General features: G+C 74.3%; 17 protein-coding genes and 1 pseudogene. 4 read left to right on the plus strand and 14 right to left on the minus strand.

Annotated features, from left to right (window positions below):
* Nucleotides 1–10: 10 nt before the first annotated feature.
* Both ACZ6ZT_RS13905 and ACZ6ZT_RS13910 read right to left on the minus strand, forming a co-directional pair.
* The gene (locus ACZ6ZT_RS13905; RefSeq protein WP_469719192.1) at nucleotides 11–2008 is read right to left on the minus strand and encodes an FUSC family protein; all 1998 of its coding nucleotides are present in this window, start codon (nucleotides 2006–2008) and stop codon (nucleotides 11–13) included.
* Between the two features lie 72 nt (nucleotides 2009–2080).
* Nucleotides 2081–2908 (minus strand): hypothetical protein, encoded by an 828-nt coding sequence (locus ACZ6ZT_RS13910; protein ID WP_469719194.1) that lies wholly within the window; start codon nucleotides 2906–2908, stop codon nucleotides 2081–2083.
* A gap of 241 nt (nucleotides 2909–3149) precedes the next feature.
* On the opposite strand from ACZ6ZT_RS13910, the gene ACZ6ZT_RS13915 reads away from it, so the two are divergent.
* Nucleotides 3150–3563, plus strand: coding sequence for a hypothetical protein (locus tag ACZ6ZT_RS13915; protein WP_469719196.1), 414 nt, complete (start codon nucleotides 3150–3152; stop codon nucleotides 3561–3563).
* A gap of 67 nt (nucleotides 3564–3630) precedes the next feature.
* On the opposite strand, the gene ACZ6ZT_RS13920 is transcribed toward ACZ6ZT_RS13915, so the two are convergent.
* The 7 genes from ACZ6ZT_RS13920 to ACZ6ZT_RS13950 all read right to left on the minus strand — a co-directional run bounded on the left by ACZ6ZT_RS13920 (nucleotide 3631) and on the right by ACZ6ZT_RS13950 (nucleotide 7933).
* Complete coding sequence (locus ACZ6ZT_RS13920) at nucleotides 3631–3816, minus strand: hypothetical protein (RefSeq protein WP_469719197.1); 186 nt, start codon at nucleotides 3814–3816, stop codon at nucleotides 3631–3633.
* 58 nt (nucleotides 3817–3874) lie between these two features.
* A complete protein-coding gene (locus ACZ6ZT_RS13925) occupies nucleotides 3875–4246 on the minus strand; it encodes a hypothetical protein (protein ID WP_469719199.1) in 372 nt (123 codons plus the stop codon).
* Nucleotides 4247–4367: 121 nt separating this feature from the next.
* Nucleotides 4368–5060, minus strand: coding sequence for a class F sortase (locus ACZ6ZT_RS13930; RefSeq protein WP_469719201.1), 693 nt, complete (start codon nucleotides 5058–5060; stop codon nucleotides 4368–4370).
* 261 nt (nucleotides 5061–5321) lie between these two features.
* The gene (locus ACZ6ZT_RS13935; RefSeq protein WP_469719203.1) at nucleotides 5322–6383 is read right to left on the minus strand and encodes a PucR family transcriptional regulator; all 1062 of its coding nucleotides are present in this window, start codon (nucleotides 6381–6383) and stop codon (nucleotides 5322–5324) included.
* Between the two features lie 115 nt (nucleotides 6384–6498).
* Complete coding sequence (locus ACZ6ZT_RS13940) at nucleotides 6499–6744, minus strand: hypothetical protein (protein ID WP_469719205.1); 246 nt, start codon at nucleotides 6742–6744, stop codon at nucleotides 6499–6501.
* Nucleotides 6745–6787: 43 nt separating this feature from the next.
* The gene (locus ACZ6ZT_RS13945) at nucleotides 6788–7540 is read right to left on the minus strand and encodes a CbtA family protein (RefSeq protein WP_469719208.1); all 753 of its coding nucleotides are present in this window, start codon (nucleotides 7538–7540) and stop codon (nucleotides 6788–6790) included.
* 177 nt (nucleotides 7541–7717) lie between these two features.
* Entirely contained in the window at nucleotides 7718–7933 is a 216-nt protein-coding gene (locus ACZ6ZT_RS13950) for a CbtB domain-containing protein (RefSeq protein ID WP_469719209.1), read from the minus strand.
* A gap of 252 nt (nucleotides 7934–8185) precedes the next feature.
* Here ACZ6ZT_RS13950 and ACZ6ZT_RS13955 point away from each other — a divergent pair, with 252 nt between their 5' ends.
* A complete protein-coding gene (locus tag ACZ6ZT_RS13955) occupies nucleotides 8186–8671 on the plus strand; it encodes a histidine phosphatase family protein (protein ID WP_469719211.1) in 486 nt (161 codons plus the stop codon).
* Between the two features lie 30 nt (nucleotides 8672–8701).
* Here ACZ6ZT_RS13955 and pucL read toward each other — a convergent pair whose 3' ends face one another.
* On the minus strand, nucleotides 8702–9619 hold the full coding sequence (gene pucL / locus ACZ6ZT_RS13960) for a factor-independent urate hydroxylase (protein WP_469719213.1): 918 nt from the start codon (nucleotides 9617–9619) through the stop codon (nucleotides 8702–8704).
* Between the two features lie 282 nt (nucleotides 9620–9901).
* Nucleotides 9902–11254: an aminotransferase class III-fold pyridoxal phosphate-dependent enzyme gene (locus tag ACZ6ZT_RS13965; RefSeq protein ID WP_469719215.1), complete on the minus strand. Its 1353-nt coding sequence runs from the start codon at nucleotides 11252–11254 to the stop codon at nucleotides 9902–9904.
* 324 nt (nucleotides 11255–11578) lie between these two features.
* Here ACZ6ZT_RS13965 and ACZ6ZT_RS13970 point away from each other — a divergent pair, with 324 nt between their 5' ends.
* Nucleotides 11579–11998, plus strand: coding sequence for an ATP-binding protein (locus ACZ6ZT_RS13970; RefSeq protein WP_469719217.1), 420 nt, complete (start codon nucleotides 11579–11581; stop codon nucleotides 11996–11998).
* Between the two features lie 18 nt (nucleotides 11999–12016).
* Here the strand turns inward: ACZ6ZT_RS13970 and ACZ6ZT_RS13975 are convergent, their stop codons facing one another.
* The 3 genes and pseudogenes from ACZ6ZT_RS13975 to ACZ6ZT_RS13985 form a co-directional block, all read right to left on the minus strand.
* A complete protein-coding gene (locus ACZ6ZT_RS13975) occupies nucleotides 12017–12868 on the minus strand; it encodes a SigB/SigF/SigG family RNA polymerase sigma factor (protein WP_469719219.1) in 852 nt (283 codons plus the stop codon).
* 221 nt (nucleotides 12869–13089) lie between these two features.
* Nucleotides 13090–13989, minus strand: a complete 900-nt coding sequence (locus ACZ6ZT_RS13980; RefSeq protein ID WP_469719221.1) for a sigma-70 family RNA polymerase sigma factor — start codon at nucleotides 13987–13989, stop codon at nucleotides 13090–13092.
* 199 nt (nucleotides 13990–14188) lie between these two features.
* Nucleotides 14189–14527 (minus strand): annotated as a pseudogene (locus tag ACZ6ZT_RS13985) (MerR family transcriptional regulator); the annotation flags it as partial.
* Nucleotides 14528–14657: 130 nt separating this feature from the next.
* Between ACZ6ZT_RS13985 and ACZ6ZT_RS13990 the strand changes: the two are divergent.
* The gene (locus ACZ6ZT_RS13990; RefSeq protein WP_469719223.1) at nucleotides 14658–15038 is read left to right on the plus strand and encodes a hypothetical protein; all 381 of its coding nucleotides are present in this window, start codon (nucleotides 14658–14660) and stop codon (nucleotides 15036–15038) included.
* The last annotated feature ends 55 nt before the right edge of the window (nucleotides 15039–15093 follow it).

Genomic DNA, 15093 nt, shown 5'->3' on the forward strand with positions numbered 1-15093 from the left:
GTACCCGAGGTCAGCGGGCCGGCTGGGTGATGGCGCGGGCCGCCGCCACCTCGTGGTGGACCGGGGCGAGCACGGAGTCCTCCGCGTCCGGCGCGGGCGGGGGGACCTGTACCTCCTTCGGGGTCCGGCTGCCGCGCACCCCCTCGGCCAGCCCGTGCAGTGCGGCGCTGAGGGCGGCCACCTCCGCGGCGTCGGGGGCCGGCGCGCCGTGGTTGACCCGGACCCGGGCGGCGGTCGTCGCGTCCACGATCCGCTCCAGGGCCACCACCAGCGGCCACCACGCGGCGGCCCGGGCCCCGGTGGGCGGCGGCTCGGTCAGCGCCCGCTGGAACTCGCTGCGCACCCCGGAGAGGTCCCGGTAGATGCGGCGCCGCGCCTGGAGCCGGATCTGCCGGGCCTCCCGGAGCGCGGCCTCGTCCGCGACGGGGGCGAAGGCGCGTTCCACGTAACGGGCGGCGTCGTCCACGGTGTCGGCGAGCCGGTCCCCGATCCGCACGTGCCAGCTCTCCGGCCACAGCAGGTAGCCGAAGACGAGGGCGATGGCGCAGCCGATCAGGCTGTCCAGCAACCGGGGCCGGATGAGGTCGAAGCCCTGGTGGTTGAGCATGTCCGAGAGGAGCAGGATCACCGGGGTGATGGCCGCCGTCTGGAAGGCGTACCCCTTGGCGGAGAACGCCGGGATCAGCGCGGCCAGCACCACCATGACCGGTACGTCCCACCAGCCGCGCGGCACCTCGCCGAGGACGGCGGCGGCGAGGACCAGCCCGGCGGCCGTCCCCAGGGCGCGCAGCACGGCCCGGGAGAACACCGAGCCGAAGTCGGGCTTGAGGACGAAGGTGACGGTCAGCGCGACCCAGTAGGACCGTTCCACGGGGATGAGGGAGACCAGCGACTGCGCGAGCCCGATGCACAGGGCCAGGCGCAGCCCGTACCGCCAGGAGGCCCCGGAGAACATCATGTCCCGCACCGCCCGGCGGGCCCGCACGCCCAGGGCGGCGGGCCGGCCGAGGTGGTCGTCGACGTTGTACGGGTCCGGTTCGGCCAGGCGTACGGTGACGGCGGCGTACCGCAGGGCGGAGTCCAGGGCCCTCCCGGACGGCCCCTCGGGCACGGGCAGGGCCGGATCGGGGGCGCCGGTGCGGCCGTCCTCGACGGCCCGGGCCAGCTCCCGTACGGCCGCCGGGACGGCGGGCGCCAGGGGCGTGCCGCGCAGGTGGACGGCGGGGGCGGCCTCGACCAGCGGGATCAGCGCGTTCAGCTGGGCCAGCATCCGCACCAGTGCGGGGCTGCGGCCGTGCACCCGGGCCCGGCGGGCCAGGACGAGGTCGTAGGCGTGGTTCAGGGCCTGGGTGACCTGCTGGCGGCGTTCCTCGTACGCGGGCCCGCCCGCGGCCTCCAGGCTGTCGGCGAGCGCCCGGTAGGCGGCGGCGACGGCGGTCCGTTCGGGGCCGCGACCGCGCAGCGGCCACCCCAGCAGGGTCAGGACGAGGACGAACAGGCCGCCGACGGTGAGCAGCAGCGGCGCGGTCCACCAGGGCCGGGGCATCGGCAGTCCGGCGCCCACGACGGCGTTGAGCAGGAGCAGCAGTCCGGACACGGAGGCGACCGTGCCGATCGAGGAGATCATCCCGGAGACGAGGGCGATCAGGGTGAGGACGCCGACGGCGAGCCAGCCCTGCCCGAAGACGAGGGTCCCGACGGCCACCCCGACCGCGCCGAAGAACTGCGGGACGGCGATGTTCAGGATCCGCATCCGGTAGGCGTCGGCGGTGTCGCCGATCACCCCGGACAGGGCGCCCATGGAGACGAGGGCCCCGTACTGGGGCTCGTCCACGGCGAAGCCGACGGCCAGCGGGGTGGCGAGGGCGATCCCGGCCCGGACGGCCGCCGCCCAGGGGACGGGGGCGCGGTTCGGGCGCAGTCCGGCGAGCAGCCAGGCGGGGGGTGCCAGCGGCTTCGGGCGCGATCTCCCGGACGGTATGTGCTCGGTGCGTCGTTCGGTGGTCATTCCGCTTCCGTGTCGCCGCTCGCGAATCGGTGGTTCTTGGGGGGTTCTGCGGAGTATGGGTACCTTCCGAGCTTATGGGGTGCGGCGGAGCCGGCCCGCCAGCCATGCGGCCAGCGCGGCGGCCAGTCCGACGGTGAGGACCACCCAGGCGGTGGTCCGCAGGAACGCGGTCAGCGCGTCGTACACCGCCGCGGCGGCGCCCCGGTCGATGTCGGCCGGCAGGTCGTCGAGGGTGAGGCGGCGCCCCAGGACCACCGCGAGCCACAGCAGCGCGGCCCCGGCGGCCAGACCGAGGCCGGTGGCCAGGACGGCCCGTCGCCTGTGGACGGCGAGGGCGATCGCCGAGGCGGCGAGGACGAGGGTGAGCACGGGCAGCCAGACTCCGGCGATCTGCAGCATGTGGAACCTCTTCCGGAGGGCGCCGAGGTTGTCGTACTCCATGACCTTCACGGTCAGGTGCGTCTGCGGGATGCGGTCCGCGAAGGGCACCCCGTCGGCGACGAGCTCGCCCCTGACCGCCGCCGTCACCGGCGCGAGGTCGATGGTGACGGCGTCGCCGCGGCCGCTCTGGAGGGCGTCGAGGAAGGCGGTGTGCGCGGCCCGGTTGGCGGCGTCCCAGGCCGTCCGGTAGGCGGGGGTCCCGGCGAAGGAGTGCAGGGCCTCGCCGAGCAGGGCGTCCACGCTGCCCTGGAAGGGGCCTGCGTCGATCTGCCCGGATAGGGCGCGGGTGGCCTGGGTGACGACCACGCCCTGGACGGCGGGGTTCTCGGCGAGCGGGGACATGGCAGCGGTGTAGCGGCCGGCGTCGCCCAGCTCGTGGTCGGCCCAGAAGGCGACCGCGCTCAGGGGCACGAGGAGGGCCACGAGCACGATCAGGGCCGCCGACAGGTAGGTGCGCACGTCACCAGGGAACGCCCGGCGGGAAGGGCCGCGCCAGCGGCATTGCTGTATCCGGGTGGTGCGGGCGCGGATCCGCGCCGGAGCCGGTCGTGGGAGCGGGCCGTCCCGGGGACGGTGCGGATTCGGATCCAGGCCGGAGCCGGTCCCGGGAGCCGGCCGTCCCGGCTCACCCGGACGAGTGATCCACTTGCCGCCCCGCGACGGCGGGTGTGCCCTGGAGGCTGGAAGAGAGGAGCCCGCCATGGCACACGCGGCACCCACCGCCCCCCGGCGGCACCGCCCGACGGCATCGGCGGCGAACGCGGACCACACGGCCAGGAACGCCCTGGTCCGCGCCCTGCTGATGGGCCTCGTCTACGGAGTGTGGGCGGCCTTCATCAAGCGCCAGATGGGCCCGGTCGACGCGGGCAACGTCTTCTACGGGATCCTGTGCGGCGCCCTCTTCGCCGCGATCATGTTCGGCCTCAACCGGGTCGGTCCGCGGCTCGTGCGCGAGGTGCACGCCGCCGCGTACGGCGTCTACCTCGGGGTGGCCGCCGGCTATCTGCACAGCCTCGCCAGCGGGTCGGTCCTGCGGGCCGCCGCCGTCGGCCTGGGGGTCGGCGCGGGGTGCGGGATCGTCGCGTTCTACCGCTACCACACACGGGAACCCTGACCGGGCGGGCACGGGCGGCGCCGGTTCCCGTGCCCCGAGGGGCCGGGAACCGGCGCCGCCCCGGTCGTTACGCGGCCGGGTCGGCGGGCTGCCGACGCCGTTCGGCCTCTGCCTCTCCCTCGGCGGCGGTGGCGGCGACCGCCGCGGGAGGCTGCGGGGCGGGCCGTTCGGCCTTCTGCTGGGCGGGCGGCGAGAAGCGGGCGACCTCGGCGCGGAGCATGGCGTTCAGGGCGGCGTACGGGTCGATGGGCATGGCGGAACCTCACGATGGTTCGAGGAGTGTGTGGGGGGCGCGCTGCTGCTCGGACCGCTCAGCAGCGCAGGACCACACTCCGCAGCGCCCGCGCGGACGCGGCCGGCGCCGCCTCCGCACCCGCAGGCGCGGGGGCCGGCCGCGTCGTCTCGTACGCGTGTTTCACGTGAAACATGCCCGGGGGCAGCCGGCGTACGGCCGCCGCTCCGCGCGGCTCCGTGCGTACGGCGGCCCGGGCATCGCAGTCCGCGGCGCCGTCGGACTGCCCTTCGGTGGGCTCGGCCGGGGCGGAGGACGCGGGACGGGAGTCGGCGCCCGGCGCGGCGGCCGTGCTCGCCGCCGGACCGGCGCCGAACAGGCACAGCAGGGCGACGCAGGCCACCGTCAGGGCCCGGGCCAGCACCGTCCGCGCGTACCGCGTACCGCTCATGACCGCTTCCATGCCCCGCCACGCCGGGCGACTCCCCACCCGGCCCCCAGAAGCCCCCGACCGGGGGACGAAGACGCCCCCCAGGGCTGACGGCCGACGTGCCGTCGGCCCCGGCGGCACGTCAGCGGGAGCGGGCGGGGCCGGTGAGCCGGGCCAGGACCACGGTCTCGCCGCCGACCAAGCGCAGCCGGGCCCGCCCCGGCCGGTCGGGCGAGGGGGAGACCCCGCCGGGCGAGACCCGCTCGACGGTGAACACGGCCGTACGGTGGTCCGCGCGCGGGATCTCGATGGTGTGGCCCCGCCGCAGCCCGCCCAGCGGAAGCCCGTCGACGGTGATCACGGCGGTACCGGCGCTCCCGGGGACGGGGGCGCCGGGATCCCACCCGGCCGCGCCTCCCCACCCGGCGGCGCCTCCCCGCCCGGCCGTGTCCTCCCCCCGGGCCGCGTGCTCCCGCCCGGCCACACCCTCCCGGCCCGTGGCGCCTTCCCAGCCGGGCGTTCCCTCGTCGCCCCGAGGCGTGCGCTCCAGCGGGACGTCCACCCCCAGGCCGGGGATGCGCAGCCGCAGCGGCCGCGAGGGCCGCAGAGGCGGGACGGACGCCTTCCGGGGGGCGTGCCCCGGGCCGTGGGCTCCGGCGTGCTCCAGTCCGCGTACCAGCCGCCGGTGCCCGGACAGCCCCAGGGCCCGGGAGGGCAGCGCGTCGGCCGCCCCCTGGGCCGCGGGCTCGGCGCCCTCACTGCCGCGCAACAGGGTCACCCCGGTGGCGAGCAGAGTGACCGTCAGCGCGGCGACGATCCACTGGGCACGGGCCATGTCGTTCCTCCCGGTCCGGCTCGGGCGGCCGGCTCCTGTGAGCAGTGCACCCCTCCAGGGTCGCCCGCAACGCGCCACGGCAACGGGAGGTGACGGCGCGTCAACGGTGTGTCGGGCCCCGGAGCCGGAGTCTTCGCAGCTGACAGGGGTTGCGCCGGGCACGCTGCCGCGACCGGACCACGTACCGCCGATCGGGTGAGGCCCGTCAGCCCGCCCGACTCGTCAGCCTGACAGCCCGGCCGTCCTCCCCGCCCCGGCCGGCTACAGCGGGCGCGTCGGCCAGTCCAGCAGCCGGGCCCCGATCACCGCCGTCTGGAGGGTGTAGCGCTGCACCGGATCCCCGGGGTCGGTCCCCGTCAGCCGGTGTATCCGCTCCAGCCGGTAGGTCAGGGCCCGCACGCTCAGGCTCAGCCGCCGGGCCGCCTCGGCGGCCACGCAGCCCGAGTCGAAGTAGGCGGTCAGGGTGTCCAGCAGCGGTACGGCCCCGCCGCGCCCCGCCCGCAGCGGCCCGAGGACGCTCAGCACCAGATCGGCCATGGCGGCCCGGTCCCGGGTCAGCACGGGGAAGACCAGCAGGTCGGCGGCGCGCAGCACGGGCCCCTCGAAGCCGAGCCGGTCCGCGAGCCGCAGGGCGCCCAGCGCCTCCTCGTACGAGGTCACGACCCCGCCCGCGCCCGGGTGCGGCCGCCCCACCGCGACGAGCCCCCGGCCGCCGAACGCCGTGGACGCCTGCTGCGCGAAGCAGGACAGCACCTCGTCGTCGTCGCCCGGCGCCACGCAGACGATCCGGCCGTCCTTGGTGGCGAGCAGGACGGTGCGGTCCCCGAACCGGGCGGTGAGGGCCAGGTCCACCTGGCGGACGGCAGCGCCGGTGTCCTCGTACGCCTCGGGGCCGCCCGCGACGGCCACCGCGTGCGCCCGCGCCAGGTGCAGCCCGAAGCGGGCCGCGCGCTCGCTGAGGCGGCCGAGGTCGCTGCGTCCGAGCAGCAGGTCGTCGATGAACTCCCGGCGTTCGGACTCCTCCTGGCGGACGGCCAGGCGCTGGGCCCGCTCGTACCCCTCGGCGAAGGCGTCCACGGCCGCTTCCACCGCCGCCAGCACGTGGTGCGGGACGGTCCGGCCGCCGAGGGCGGCGCGGGTGGCGGCCAGATGGGCGCCGACCAGGCCGCGCAGCCCGTACCCGGCTTCTGCGGCCTTCTCGCCGAGCGCCCGCCGGGCGTCGAGCGCCTCGCGCCCGGGGCGGCGGCCGGTGCCGCGGACGTCGGCGAGGATCTCCGCGTACCCCCGCAGATACTCCTCGGGTATGTCCCGCCCTGACGTCACACCAGCTCCCCGGCTCGGTTTCCGGCCCCCATTGTCTCCGCAGGACCGGGAACGTGCCTGGTCCGGGCCCTTGTTCAGGCCTCCGGCCGGGAACGGACCAGTGAAGGGGCGGTGGTCAGATCACCACGAACGCGATCGCCGCCGCCCCCATGAGGGCGGCGGCGAGGTGGATCGCGGGGTGGCCGTAGTCGCCGAACAGGAGCTGACGGGCCAGTCCGCCCAGGGCGGCCAGTGCCGTGATGACGCCGATCTGCGCGAGCAGGGTGGCTGCCGTGAAGGGCGCCACGAGCAGGAGTAACGAGTTCAGCCAGAAGGGGGCGGCGCCGGTCCAGCCCCGCCATTCCCAGATCGCGGTCGGCATGTCCCGGCTCCCACCTTTCACACCAGCAACAGGTGTGTCTTGCTCAACTCGTCGGCTGTACAGCCTCCTTGGGTGCGGTGGCCGGGGCAATAGCGCGTTCGGCTAGAAAACCGAAGGCGAGGCCGAAAGTCGTCCACAGGGCGACCTGGATGCCCAGGGACGCGAGCCGGAACTGCCAGATCAGTCCGGCCGGGAAGTCCGCCGGGACCTCGTTGACGGCGGGCAGCAAGGCGTAGGCCAGGCCGATCGCGACGACGAAGGCGAGCGAGGCGGTGATCGAGGCGTTCCAGTTGCCGAGGGCCGGGGCGAGGCGGCGGCCCAGGATCAGGGCGCCCGCCGCGAGCAGCACGCTCAGGGCGATCATCAGGACGAACAGGGTGGTCCGCCGGACCACGGTGTCGGGATCGCCCACGGCGGGCGGGTTGGCCGGGTACTTCAGGAACGGCACCAGGTTCAGGGTGAGGAACAGGCCGCCGGAGACCAGCGCGGCGGTGGCCCGGGGGCCGAAGCGGCCGATGCGGCCCAGGGCGTAGCAGAAGACGAGCGCGGCGATGCCGCCGAAGGCGACGCCGTAGAGGAGGGTGCCGGTGCCGAGGCCGGCGGTCGCCTGGAGGGCCCGGCTGACGGGGGCCTCCTCGGCGTGGCCGTGCATGGCCGAGCCGGCTTCCTCGATGGCGATGGCGGCGTCGACCTTGGACTCGCCGAGCAGGTACGCGACGAGGAAGGCGGCGGCACCGGCCAGCAGGCCGGCGAGCATGCCCCGGACGAGCAGGACACGGGGGGTGATGGGGTTCATGCGGCGGTTTCCCTTGCTGGGGGTGGAGACGACGAGCGGGATACCGGAGGGCCGCGAGGCCCGCGCGGGCGCGCGGCAGCCGCACGCGAGCGGGGCGCGGCGGACCTCCGTACGGGCGGGCCGTACGGAGGAGCCGTGGCGAGCTCGCGCGCGGGGGAGTCCCGGGCGGTCAGCCGGTCAGTGGCAGGGGAAACCGAGCAGGTGGCGGCCGTCGTGCATCCACTCGTGGATGTTCTCGCCCTGGAAGACCGCGGTGGCACCCTGTTCGGCGCCGACGAGGTAGAGCAGGACGAGCATCAGCACGCCCACGAACAGCGCCCAGGGGGCCAGTTCCTTCAGGGACAGCGGGGTGACGGCGACGGGCGCCGACGTGGGAACGGCGGAGTGGGCCATGGCGAACCTCCAGAGGGAACACGCGTCCCGGTCAGTGGTGCTCTCGAAGAAGGTGGCGGGTCTGACTTCCCTGCCCACGTCGCCGCGGGAGGATTCACAGTGGCGCGACCGTGCCGGACTCTCACCGGTACTTCCGTCATACCTTCTTCATGTCGTCCGAGACCGTACCGCGCGCGTGGCTGGAACACCACGGCGTGTGTCCGCCATCTCACGCCCTGGGCGTGCGCTCCAGCTGGCCCTACGCTCCCTGGCATGGCCCCCGCGATGCCCCCCGAGACCCGCCAGGATGCCCCCGTACGGGTGCGCCTGACGACCCCGCCGCTCGACGAAGCCGCCCGCCGGGGCCGCTTCGGGTACGGGGACCACTGCCCGGGACACGAGGGACTGGCGGCTCCGGCGACGGGCGCGTGGGCGGGCCGGACGCTGGAGGAGGTCGCCGCCGAGGACCCGCAGGGGGTCCGGAACTGGCTGACCGACCCGGAGTACGCGCCGCCGGGCGGCGGGGAGTCGGTGGCCGACCTGGTGGCCCGGACGGGGGCGCACCTGGCCGCGCTGCCGCCCGGCCCGCACCACGCGGTGGTCGCGCAGGCCGTCGTACGGGCGGCGGTGGTGTGGGCCCTGGACCTCCCCGCGGCGGCCTTCTGGCGGCTGGACGTACGGCCGCGGACCGTGACCACCCTCAGCGGGCGCTCGGGCCGCTGGAACCTGCTGCTGGGCAGCCCGGCGGACGAAGGCTGAGTCGGGCGTAAAACATCAGGCGCCGAGGCGTCAGGCCACGATCCAGTCGGAGGTGGCGATCACCGGCCGCACGCCGTCGCGGTGGATGGTGCCCTCGATGAGGCCGTACATCCGGTCCGCCGCGAAGTACACCTCGTTCTCGTTCTTCAGCCCGAAGGGCTCCAGGTCGACGAGGAAGTGGTGCTTGTTCGGCAGGTTGAGCCGCACCTCGTTGACCTTGGGGCAGTTGTCGAGGACCCGCTCGGCCATCTGGTTCAGGGTCTGCTGGAGCGAGTAGGAGTACGTCTCCGCGAAGGCCTCCAGCATGTGCTTGCGGACCTTCTTGTACGACCGGTCCCAGTCGTACTCCGCGTCGTCGGCGGCGAGCGCCGAGTGCGCCCAGCGGGAGGTCACCTTGGTCGCCAGGATGCGGTCGTACGCCTCGGGGAGGGTCGTGTACCGGTCCTTGATGTAGCCGTGGAACTCGGAGTTGGTCGAGTTCATCACCGTCAGGTCCTTCAGGCCCGAGATGACCTGGAGGCCGGAGCTCTCGCCGTAGGTGATCTGCGCGGTGCGCACCTCCTGGCCCTTGCGGACGAAGGAGTGCTGCTCCTTGCGGGTGGGGACGGGGATCCGCTCCCAGGCGTACTCCTCGACGCGGATCTGCGCCTCGCGGATCGGCGTCTGGGAGGAGACGAAGTGCTTGGCGAGCAGGATGCCGAAGGCCTCCGGGGAGGCGATGCCGTGCTCCTTGCCGAAGGCGTACACGGTGTTCTTGGTGGTGTCGGTCGGCAGGCAGTTGGCGTTGTCGCCGGTCAGGTGGACGTCGCGGAACTCGCCGCGGAGCGCGACCGAGACGTTGAGGTCGCGGATCTCGTGCCAGGAACCGTCGCTGCCCTTGCGGGTCACCGTCACGATGCGGTTCTCGGCCTTGCCGTACTGGTTCTGGGCCAGGACGTGCTTGCTCATGGTGTCTTCCTTCGGGTACTCGGGAACACGGAGTCCGGTCGTCTGGATCCCGTACGCCCGGCGTCCAGCGCCCGCCCGAAAAGAAGACGTGCCGCTCCCCGCCGTTCGGCCCGTGGGGCCGCCCCGGGACTGACGTGCATCCCGGTCCGTAGGTGCCGAGTCGTGCTGGTTCGTGTCGACTCGTGCTGACTGGATTGCAGCACGCGTACGGCGGATCGACCCCCGTACGGATCATCCGAACCCCGGCAGCCGCGGCTTGGGCGACCCCACAAACGGCGCGGGTCAGGCCATGTGCGCGTCGGTGACCGACAGGGCCTCGTCGATGACGGCCAGGCCCTTGGCCACGTCCTCGGCGGAGATGGTGCAGGGCGGGGCGACGTGCATGCGGTTCCCGGCGAGCAGCGGCCACACGCCGCCCTTCTTCAGGGCCGCGCCGAAGGCCGCCATCGGCGCGTTGTCGGCGCCGGAGGCGTTGTACGGCACGAGCGGCTCGCGGGTGTCCGCGTCCCGTACGAGTTCCAGGGCCCAGAACGTGCCGAGACCCCGGACCTCGCCCACCGAGGGGTGCCGGGCGGCGATCTCGCGCAGGCCCGGACCGAGGAGTTCGGCGCCGGTGCGGGCGGAGCGGCCGACGATGTCCTCCTCCTCCATCACGTTGATCGTCGCGACGGCGGCGGCGCAGGCCAGCACGTGCCCCGAGTACGTCAGCCCGCCCGGGTAGGGGCGGCGGGCGAAGGTCTCGGCGATGGCGGCGGAGATGGCGACGCCGCCGAGCGGCACGTAGCCGCTGGTGACGCCCTTGGCGAAGCAGATGAGGTCGGGGGTGACGTCCCAGTGCTCGGCGGCGAACCAGGTGCCGGTGCGGCCGAAGCCGACCATCACCTCGTCCAGGATGAAGACGATCCCGTACCGGTCACAGAGCGCGCGGACGCCCGCCAGGTAGCCGGCCGGGGGCACGAGCACGCCCGGGGCGCCGCCGACGGTCTCCAGGATGACCGCGGCGATCGACTGCGGCCCCTCGAAGACGATCGTGTCCTCCAGGTGGCGCAGGGCCCGCTCGCTCTCCTCGGCCTCGGTGGCGGCGTGGAAGGGCGAGCGGTAGAGGAACGGCCCCCAGAAGTGCACGACCCCGGCTGTCGCGCTGTCGTTGCCGAAGCGGCGGGCGTCCCCGGTGAGGTTGATCGCGGCGGACGTCGCCCCGTGGTAGGAGCGGTACGCGGACAGCACCTTGGGCCGCCCGGTGTGCACCCGGGCCATCCGTACGGCGTTCTCGACGGCCTCGGCGCCCGCGTTGGTGAAGAAGATCTTGTCCAGGTCCCCCGGGGTGCGCTCGGCGATCAGCCGGGCGGCCTCGGAGCGAACGTCGACGGCGAAGCCGGGCGCGACGGTGCACAGCTTCGCGGCCTGCTCGGCGATGGCGGCCGCGACCTTGGGGTGCTGGTAGCCGATGTTCGTGTAGACGAGCGCGCTGGAGAAATCGAGGAAGCGGTTGCCCTCGTAGTCCCAGAAGTACGAGCCCTCGGCCCCGGCGACGGCCGGCGGGTCGATGAGCTCCTGCGCCGACCAGGAATGGAAAACGTGCTTCCGGTCGGCGTCTTTCACGGCGGCGAGGGCGGCGGCGGCGTCTGCGTTCATGTGCCGAGGGTAGTTGTCCGGGATGTGGACACCGGGGCGCCTCCGGCGTGGGGAAGCCGTGGCGGGACTTGACGGACCGGCCGGTCCGGGGTCGACGGCCCGGGCCGGGCGCCCTAGCGTCGCCCGCACCGGCGCTCCACGGGGGAGAGCGGCGGGACACCGCGCGACGGGCCCCCTTCGCCGCTTTCCGCGCCCGTGGAGGGCGCTGAAGGGGGCCCCGCCGTACTCGGCCGGACCGGCCACACCGCACGATGGGATTTGTGCCTCCAGGTCGGGGGTAGGTGCGGCGCCGGGGATACGGGCGGCGGTGGAGACGGGAGAGCTGTGGCCGAGCAGACGCGGAGGCTGGTCCTCGGCGGTGGCACGACGGGCGTCGTGACCCGCTGTAGGGACTTCACGCGGCGTGCCCTCGCGGACTGGTGCTGGCCGGCCGGCGCGGAGGCCGAGGACGATGTGCTCCTCCTGGTGTCGGAGGTGGTCACCAACGCCTGCCTGCACGCGGGTGGCCCGCGCGAGCTGGTGCTGCGGCACGGGCCGGGGTGGTTGCGCGTGGAGGTCACCGACGACAACCCCGAGCCGCCGAGCCCCCGGCCGCCGGACCGGGCGCGGCCGGGCGGGCACGGGCTGATCCTGCTGCGCCGGCTCGCCCGCCGCTGGGGCTGGGCCCCGGCGCCGCCCGGCAAGACCGTCTGGCTGGAGCTCCCGGCCCCGCCCCGCCTCGACGCGGACCGACCCGCGGACTGACCTTGGGGGCGGCCGCCCTCAGGCCTGCGCGCCCGCCTCCGCGTCCGCGTCGGCGTCCGTGAGCAGGCCGCCGCGCAGCCGGGTCAGGGTGCGGTTCAGCAGCCGGGACACGTGCATCTGGGACAGCCCCATCCGCGCGCCGATCTCGGACTGCGTGAGCTCCTGGCCGAACCGCAGCGACAGCAGCATCCGCTCCCGCTCCGGCAGCCCGGCCAGCATCGGCTTCAGCGACTCCAGGCACTCGATCAGGTCGTACGCGGGCTCCTCCTCGCCCAGCGAGGCCCGCTCGGCCTGCGGATCGCGCTCCGCGTCCTCCTGCGGCGGCGCGTCCAGCGAGCGCGCGGAGTACGCGGAGGCGGCCTTGCGCCCCTCGGTGAACTCCTCGTCGGTGACCTTCAGCGCCCGCGCCATCTCGCTGTCGGTGGGCTCGCGTCCGAGGTCCTGTTCCAGGGCGTCGTGCGCCTTCGCGGTGTCGATCCGCAGTTCCTGGAGCCGGCGGGGGACCTTCACCGCCCAGCTCGTGTCACGGAAGAACCGCTTGATCTCACCGCTGATCGTCGGCATCGCGAAGGTCGTGAATTCCACCCCGCGCTCCGGGTCGAACCGGTTGATGGCCTTGATCAGCCCGATCGTGCCGACCTGGACGATGTCCTCCATCGGCTCGCTGCGCCCCCGGAACCGGCGGGCGGCGAACTTCACCAGGCTGAGGTTCAGCTCGACCAGGGTGTTGCGGACGTACGAGTACTCGGCCGTTCCCTCGCGTAGTTCCGCCAGTCTGCGGAACAGGGCCACCGACAGCGCCCGGGCTTCGCTGGTCGCTACGTCCGTGTGATCGGTGCGGTCGGTGAGGGTGAGGTCCGTGGGTTCCATTTCTGCGCTCCTCGGACGGGGTCTCCCGGTACGGGGCCGTCGTCATGCGCGGCCGTGACGTGTCCAGGTTGATATACCCGATCCAATCAGCGCATACCCGTCTTAAACGCCCATCGGCCTCCCGAATGGCTCCCCGCCCGTGCGCCGCCCGCGATGTTTCACGTGAAACCACGGAGCGTGACGACGGCTGCGGCGTCCGTCGCCACCGCAGCCGCCCCCGCTCAGCCGCCCAGCACCGGCCCCAGGTCGATCCGCGCCAGCCGCTCCGGGTCGGTGAGGATGTCGAGAGCGGTGATCACGCCACCACGGATCGTGAACGACATCACCGACAGCGGGGTGCCGTCCTGGGCCAGCGAGACCACTCCCGGCGTCCCGTTGACCAGCGCCGGGTACGCGGCTTCGGCGAACCGGGCGAAGGCGATCGCCTGCGAGGCCACGTCGGTCGCACCCCGCCGCAGCACCCCGGGCCGCAGCGTGCCGCCGTCGGCACGGGCCACGATGTCCGGGTCGAGGAGCGCCACCAGGGCGTCGAGGTCCCCGCCGCGTGCGGCGGCGAGGAAGGCGTCGACGACCTCCCGGCGCCGGGCCGGGCTGCTGTCGGGGGCCGGGGCGGCCCCCTGGACGCGGCGGCGGGCGCGGCTGGCGAGCTGGCGCGTGGCCGCCGCCGTCCGCCCGAGGACGGGCGCGATCTCCTCGAAGGGCACCGCGAACAGGTCGTGCAGGACGAACGCCAGCCGTTCGGCGGGCGCGAGGGCCTCCAGTACGACCATCAGCGCGAGGCCCACCGAATCCGCGAGCAGCACCTCCTGCTCGGGGTCGAGCCGGTCGGGGCCGCTGACGACCGGGTCGGGCAGCCGGACGGGCCCGTCCCGGAGCTCCAGCGGCTGCTCGCGGCGCGTGCCGCGCGTGCGCAGCATGTCGAGGCAGACCCGCCCGCACACCGTGGTGAGCCAGCCGCCCAGGTTCGCGACGCCCCCGACGTCGGAGCGGTTCAGCTTGAGCCAGGTCTCCTGCACGGCGTCCTCGGCGTCGCTGAGCGAGCCGAGCATCCGGTAGGCGACCGCCCGCAGGTGCGGGCGTTGCTCGTCGAACCGTTCGGCCAGCCGGTCGTTCTCGTTCATCCGCCCCGTCCCCGTCCCCGTGATCCACCCCTGCCACAGGGACAGTAACGGGCGCGCGACTGCGAACGGCGGGGGGACGGGCGCGGCGGCGGCGTCCTCAGCCGGCCCCGCCCGCCCCCGCCCGCCCCGCGCCGTCGCCGGGCCCGTCGGATGCCCCGGAACCCCCAGGGCCTTCGGAGCCCCCAGGGCCTTCGGGTCCCTCAGGGCCTTCCGAGCCCCCGGCCGCGGCGGCCCGGCGGAACTCCGCGTTGATGCGCTGGGCCTCCTCCAGCTGGTCCTCCAGGATGACGATGCGGCACGCCGCCTCGACGGGAGTGCCCTGGTCGACGAGCTCCCGCGCCCGGGCCGCGATGCGCAGCTGGTAGCGGGAGTACCGGCGGTGCCCGCCCTCGGAGCGCAGCGGGGTGATCAGCCGGGCCTCGCCGATCGCTCGCAGGAAGCCGGGCGTGGTGCCGAGCAGCTCGGCGGCCCGGCCCATCGTGTAGGCGGGGTAGTCATCGTCGTCCAGCCGGCCGCCGAGCGATTCGTCAGCTGTCATCTGCACCTCTTCGTACCTCTTCGTACGTCTCGTCGAACGCGTCGCGGGGCCGGGGTGCCACACGGCACCCGGCCCCGGGGGAAATACAACACCATCCGCCCGGACGGCGCGGTGCATAGAATCCGCTTCCATGTCGAAGCCTGACGAGCTGCTCGTGGACATCGCCACCCTGGTGGAGTCCGCGCAGAGCAATCAGATGTCCCTGACCGTCGTCACCGGGGGAGCCGTCATCACCGGTCGGCTCGCCCCCGAAGCCGTCTGGAGGCAGCGGGTGGCGGAGGTCCTCAACGACTCGACCCGCCTGGGCGAGTTCTCCGCCGCCTTCACCGGACCGGCCCGACCGGCCGCCTCCCCGGGCGAGGCGGCCGGTCCACCCACCCACCTCCACTTCCACGTCGCCCGCATCATCCAGGGCACCGTGGGCATCCCGGAGACCGGCGGCATGTACCGCGTCGCCATCGCGGATGTCAGCGCCTGGACCGTGGGTGACTTCAGCTATTCCGACCACTGACCGCGAACACACGGGAAGGGCCCCACCGGTACGCACCGGTGGGGCCCTTCCCGTG

This window comes from Streptomyces sp. NPDC102258 (genome assembly GCF_055584685.1).

Bases quoted from the DNA above. Each gene is read 5' to 3' on its own strand.
- ACZ6ZT_RS13905 (WP_469719192.1), bottom strand. From the start codon at position 2,008: ATGACCACCGAACGACGCACCGAGCACATACCGTCCGGGAGATCGCGC.
- ACZ6ZT_RS13955 (WP_469719211.1), top strand. From the start codon at position 8,186: ATGGCCCCCGCGATGCCCCCCGAGACCCGCCAGGATGCCCCCGTACGG.
- ACZ6ZT_RS13965 (WP_469719215.1), bottom strand. From the start codon at position 11,254: ATGAACGCAGACGCCGCCGCCGCCCTCGCCGCCGTGAAAGACGCCGAC.
- ACZ6ZT_RS13980 (WP_469719221.1), bottom strand. From the start codon at position 13,989: ATGAACGAGAACGACCGGCTGGCCGAACGGTTCGACGAGCAACGCCCG.
- ACZ6ZT_RS13945 (WP_469719208.1), bottom strand. From the start codon at position 7,540: ATGAACCCCATCACCCCCCGTGTCCTGCTCGTCCGGGGCATGCTCGCC.
- pucL (WP_469719213.1), bottom strand. From the start codon at position 9,619: ATGAGCAAGCACGTCCTGGCCCAGAACCAGTACGGCAAGGCCGAGAAC.
- ACZ6ZT_RS13930 (WP_469719201.1), bottom strand. From the start codon at position 5,060: ATGGCCCGTGCCCAGTGGATCGTCGCCGCGCTGACGGTCACTCTGCTC.
- ACZ6ZT_RS13915 (WP_469719196.1), top strand. From the start codon at position 3,150: ATGGCACACGCGGCACCCACCGCCCCCCGGCGGCACCGCCCGACGGCA.
- ACZ6ZT_RS13990 (WP_469719223.1), top strand. From the start codon at position 14,658: ATGTCGAAGCCTGACGAGCTGCTCGTGGACATCGCCACCCTGGTGGAG.
- ACZ6ZT_RS13925 (WP_469719199.1), bottom strand. From the start codon at position 4,246: ATGAGCGGTACGCGGTACGCGCGGACGGTGCTGGCCCGGGCCCTGACG.
- ACZ6ZT_RS13940 (WP_469719205.1), bottom strand. From the start codon at position 6,744: ATGCCGACCGCGATCTGGGAATGGCGGGGCTGGACCGGCGCCGCCCCC.
- ACZ6ZT_RS13950 (WP_469719209.1), bottom strand. From the start codon at position 7,933: ATGGCCCACTCCGCCGTTCCCACGTCGGCGCCCGTCGCCGTCACCCCG.
- ACZ6ZT_RS13920 (WP_469719197.1), bottom strand. From the start codon at position 3,816: ATGCCCATCGACCCGTACGCCGCCCTGAACGCCATGCTCCGCGCCGAG.
- ACZ6ZT_RS13975 (WP_469719219.1), bottom strand. From the start codon at position 12,868: ATGGAACCCACGGACCTCACCCTCACCGACCGCACCGATCACACGGAC.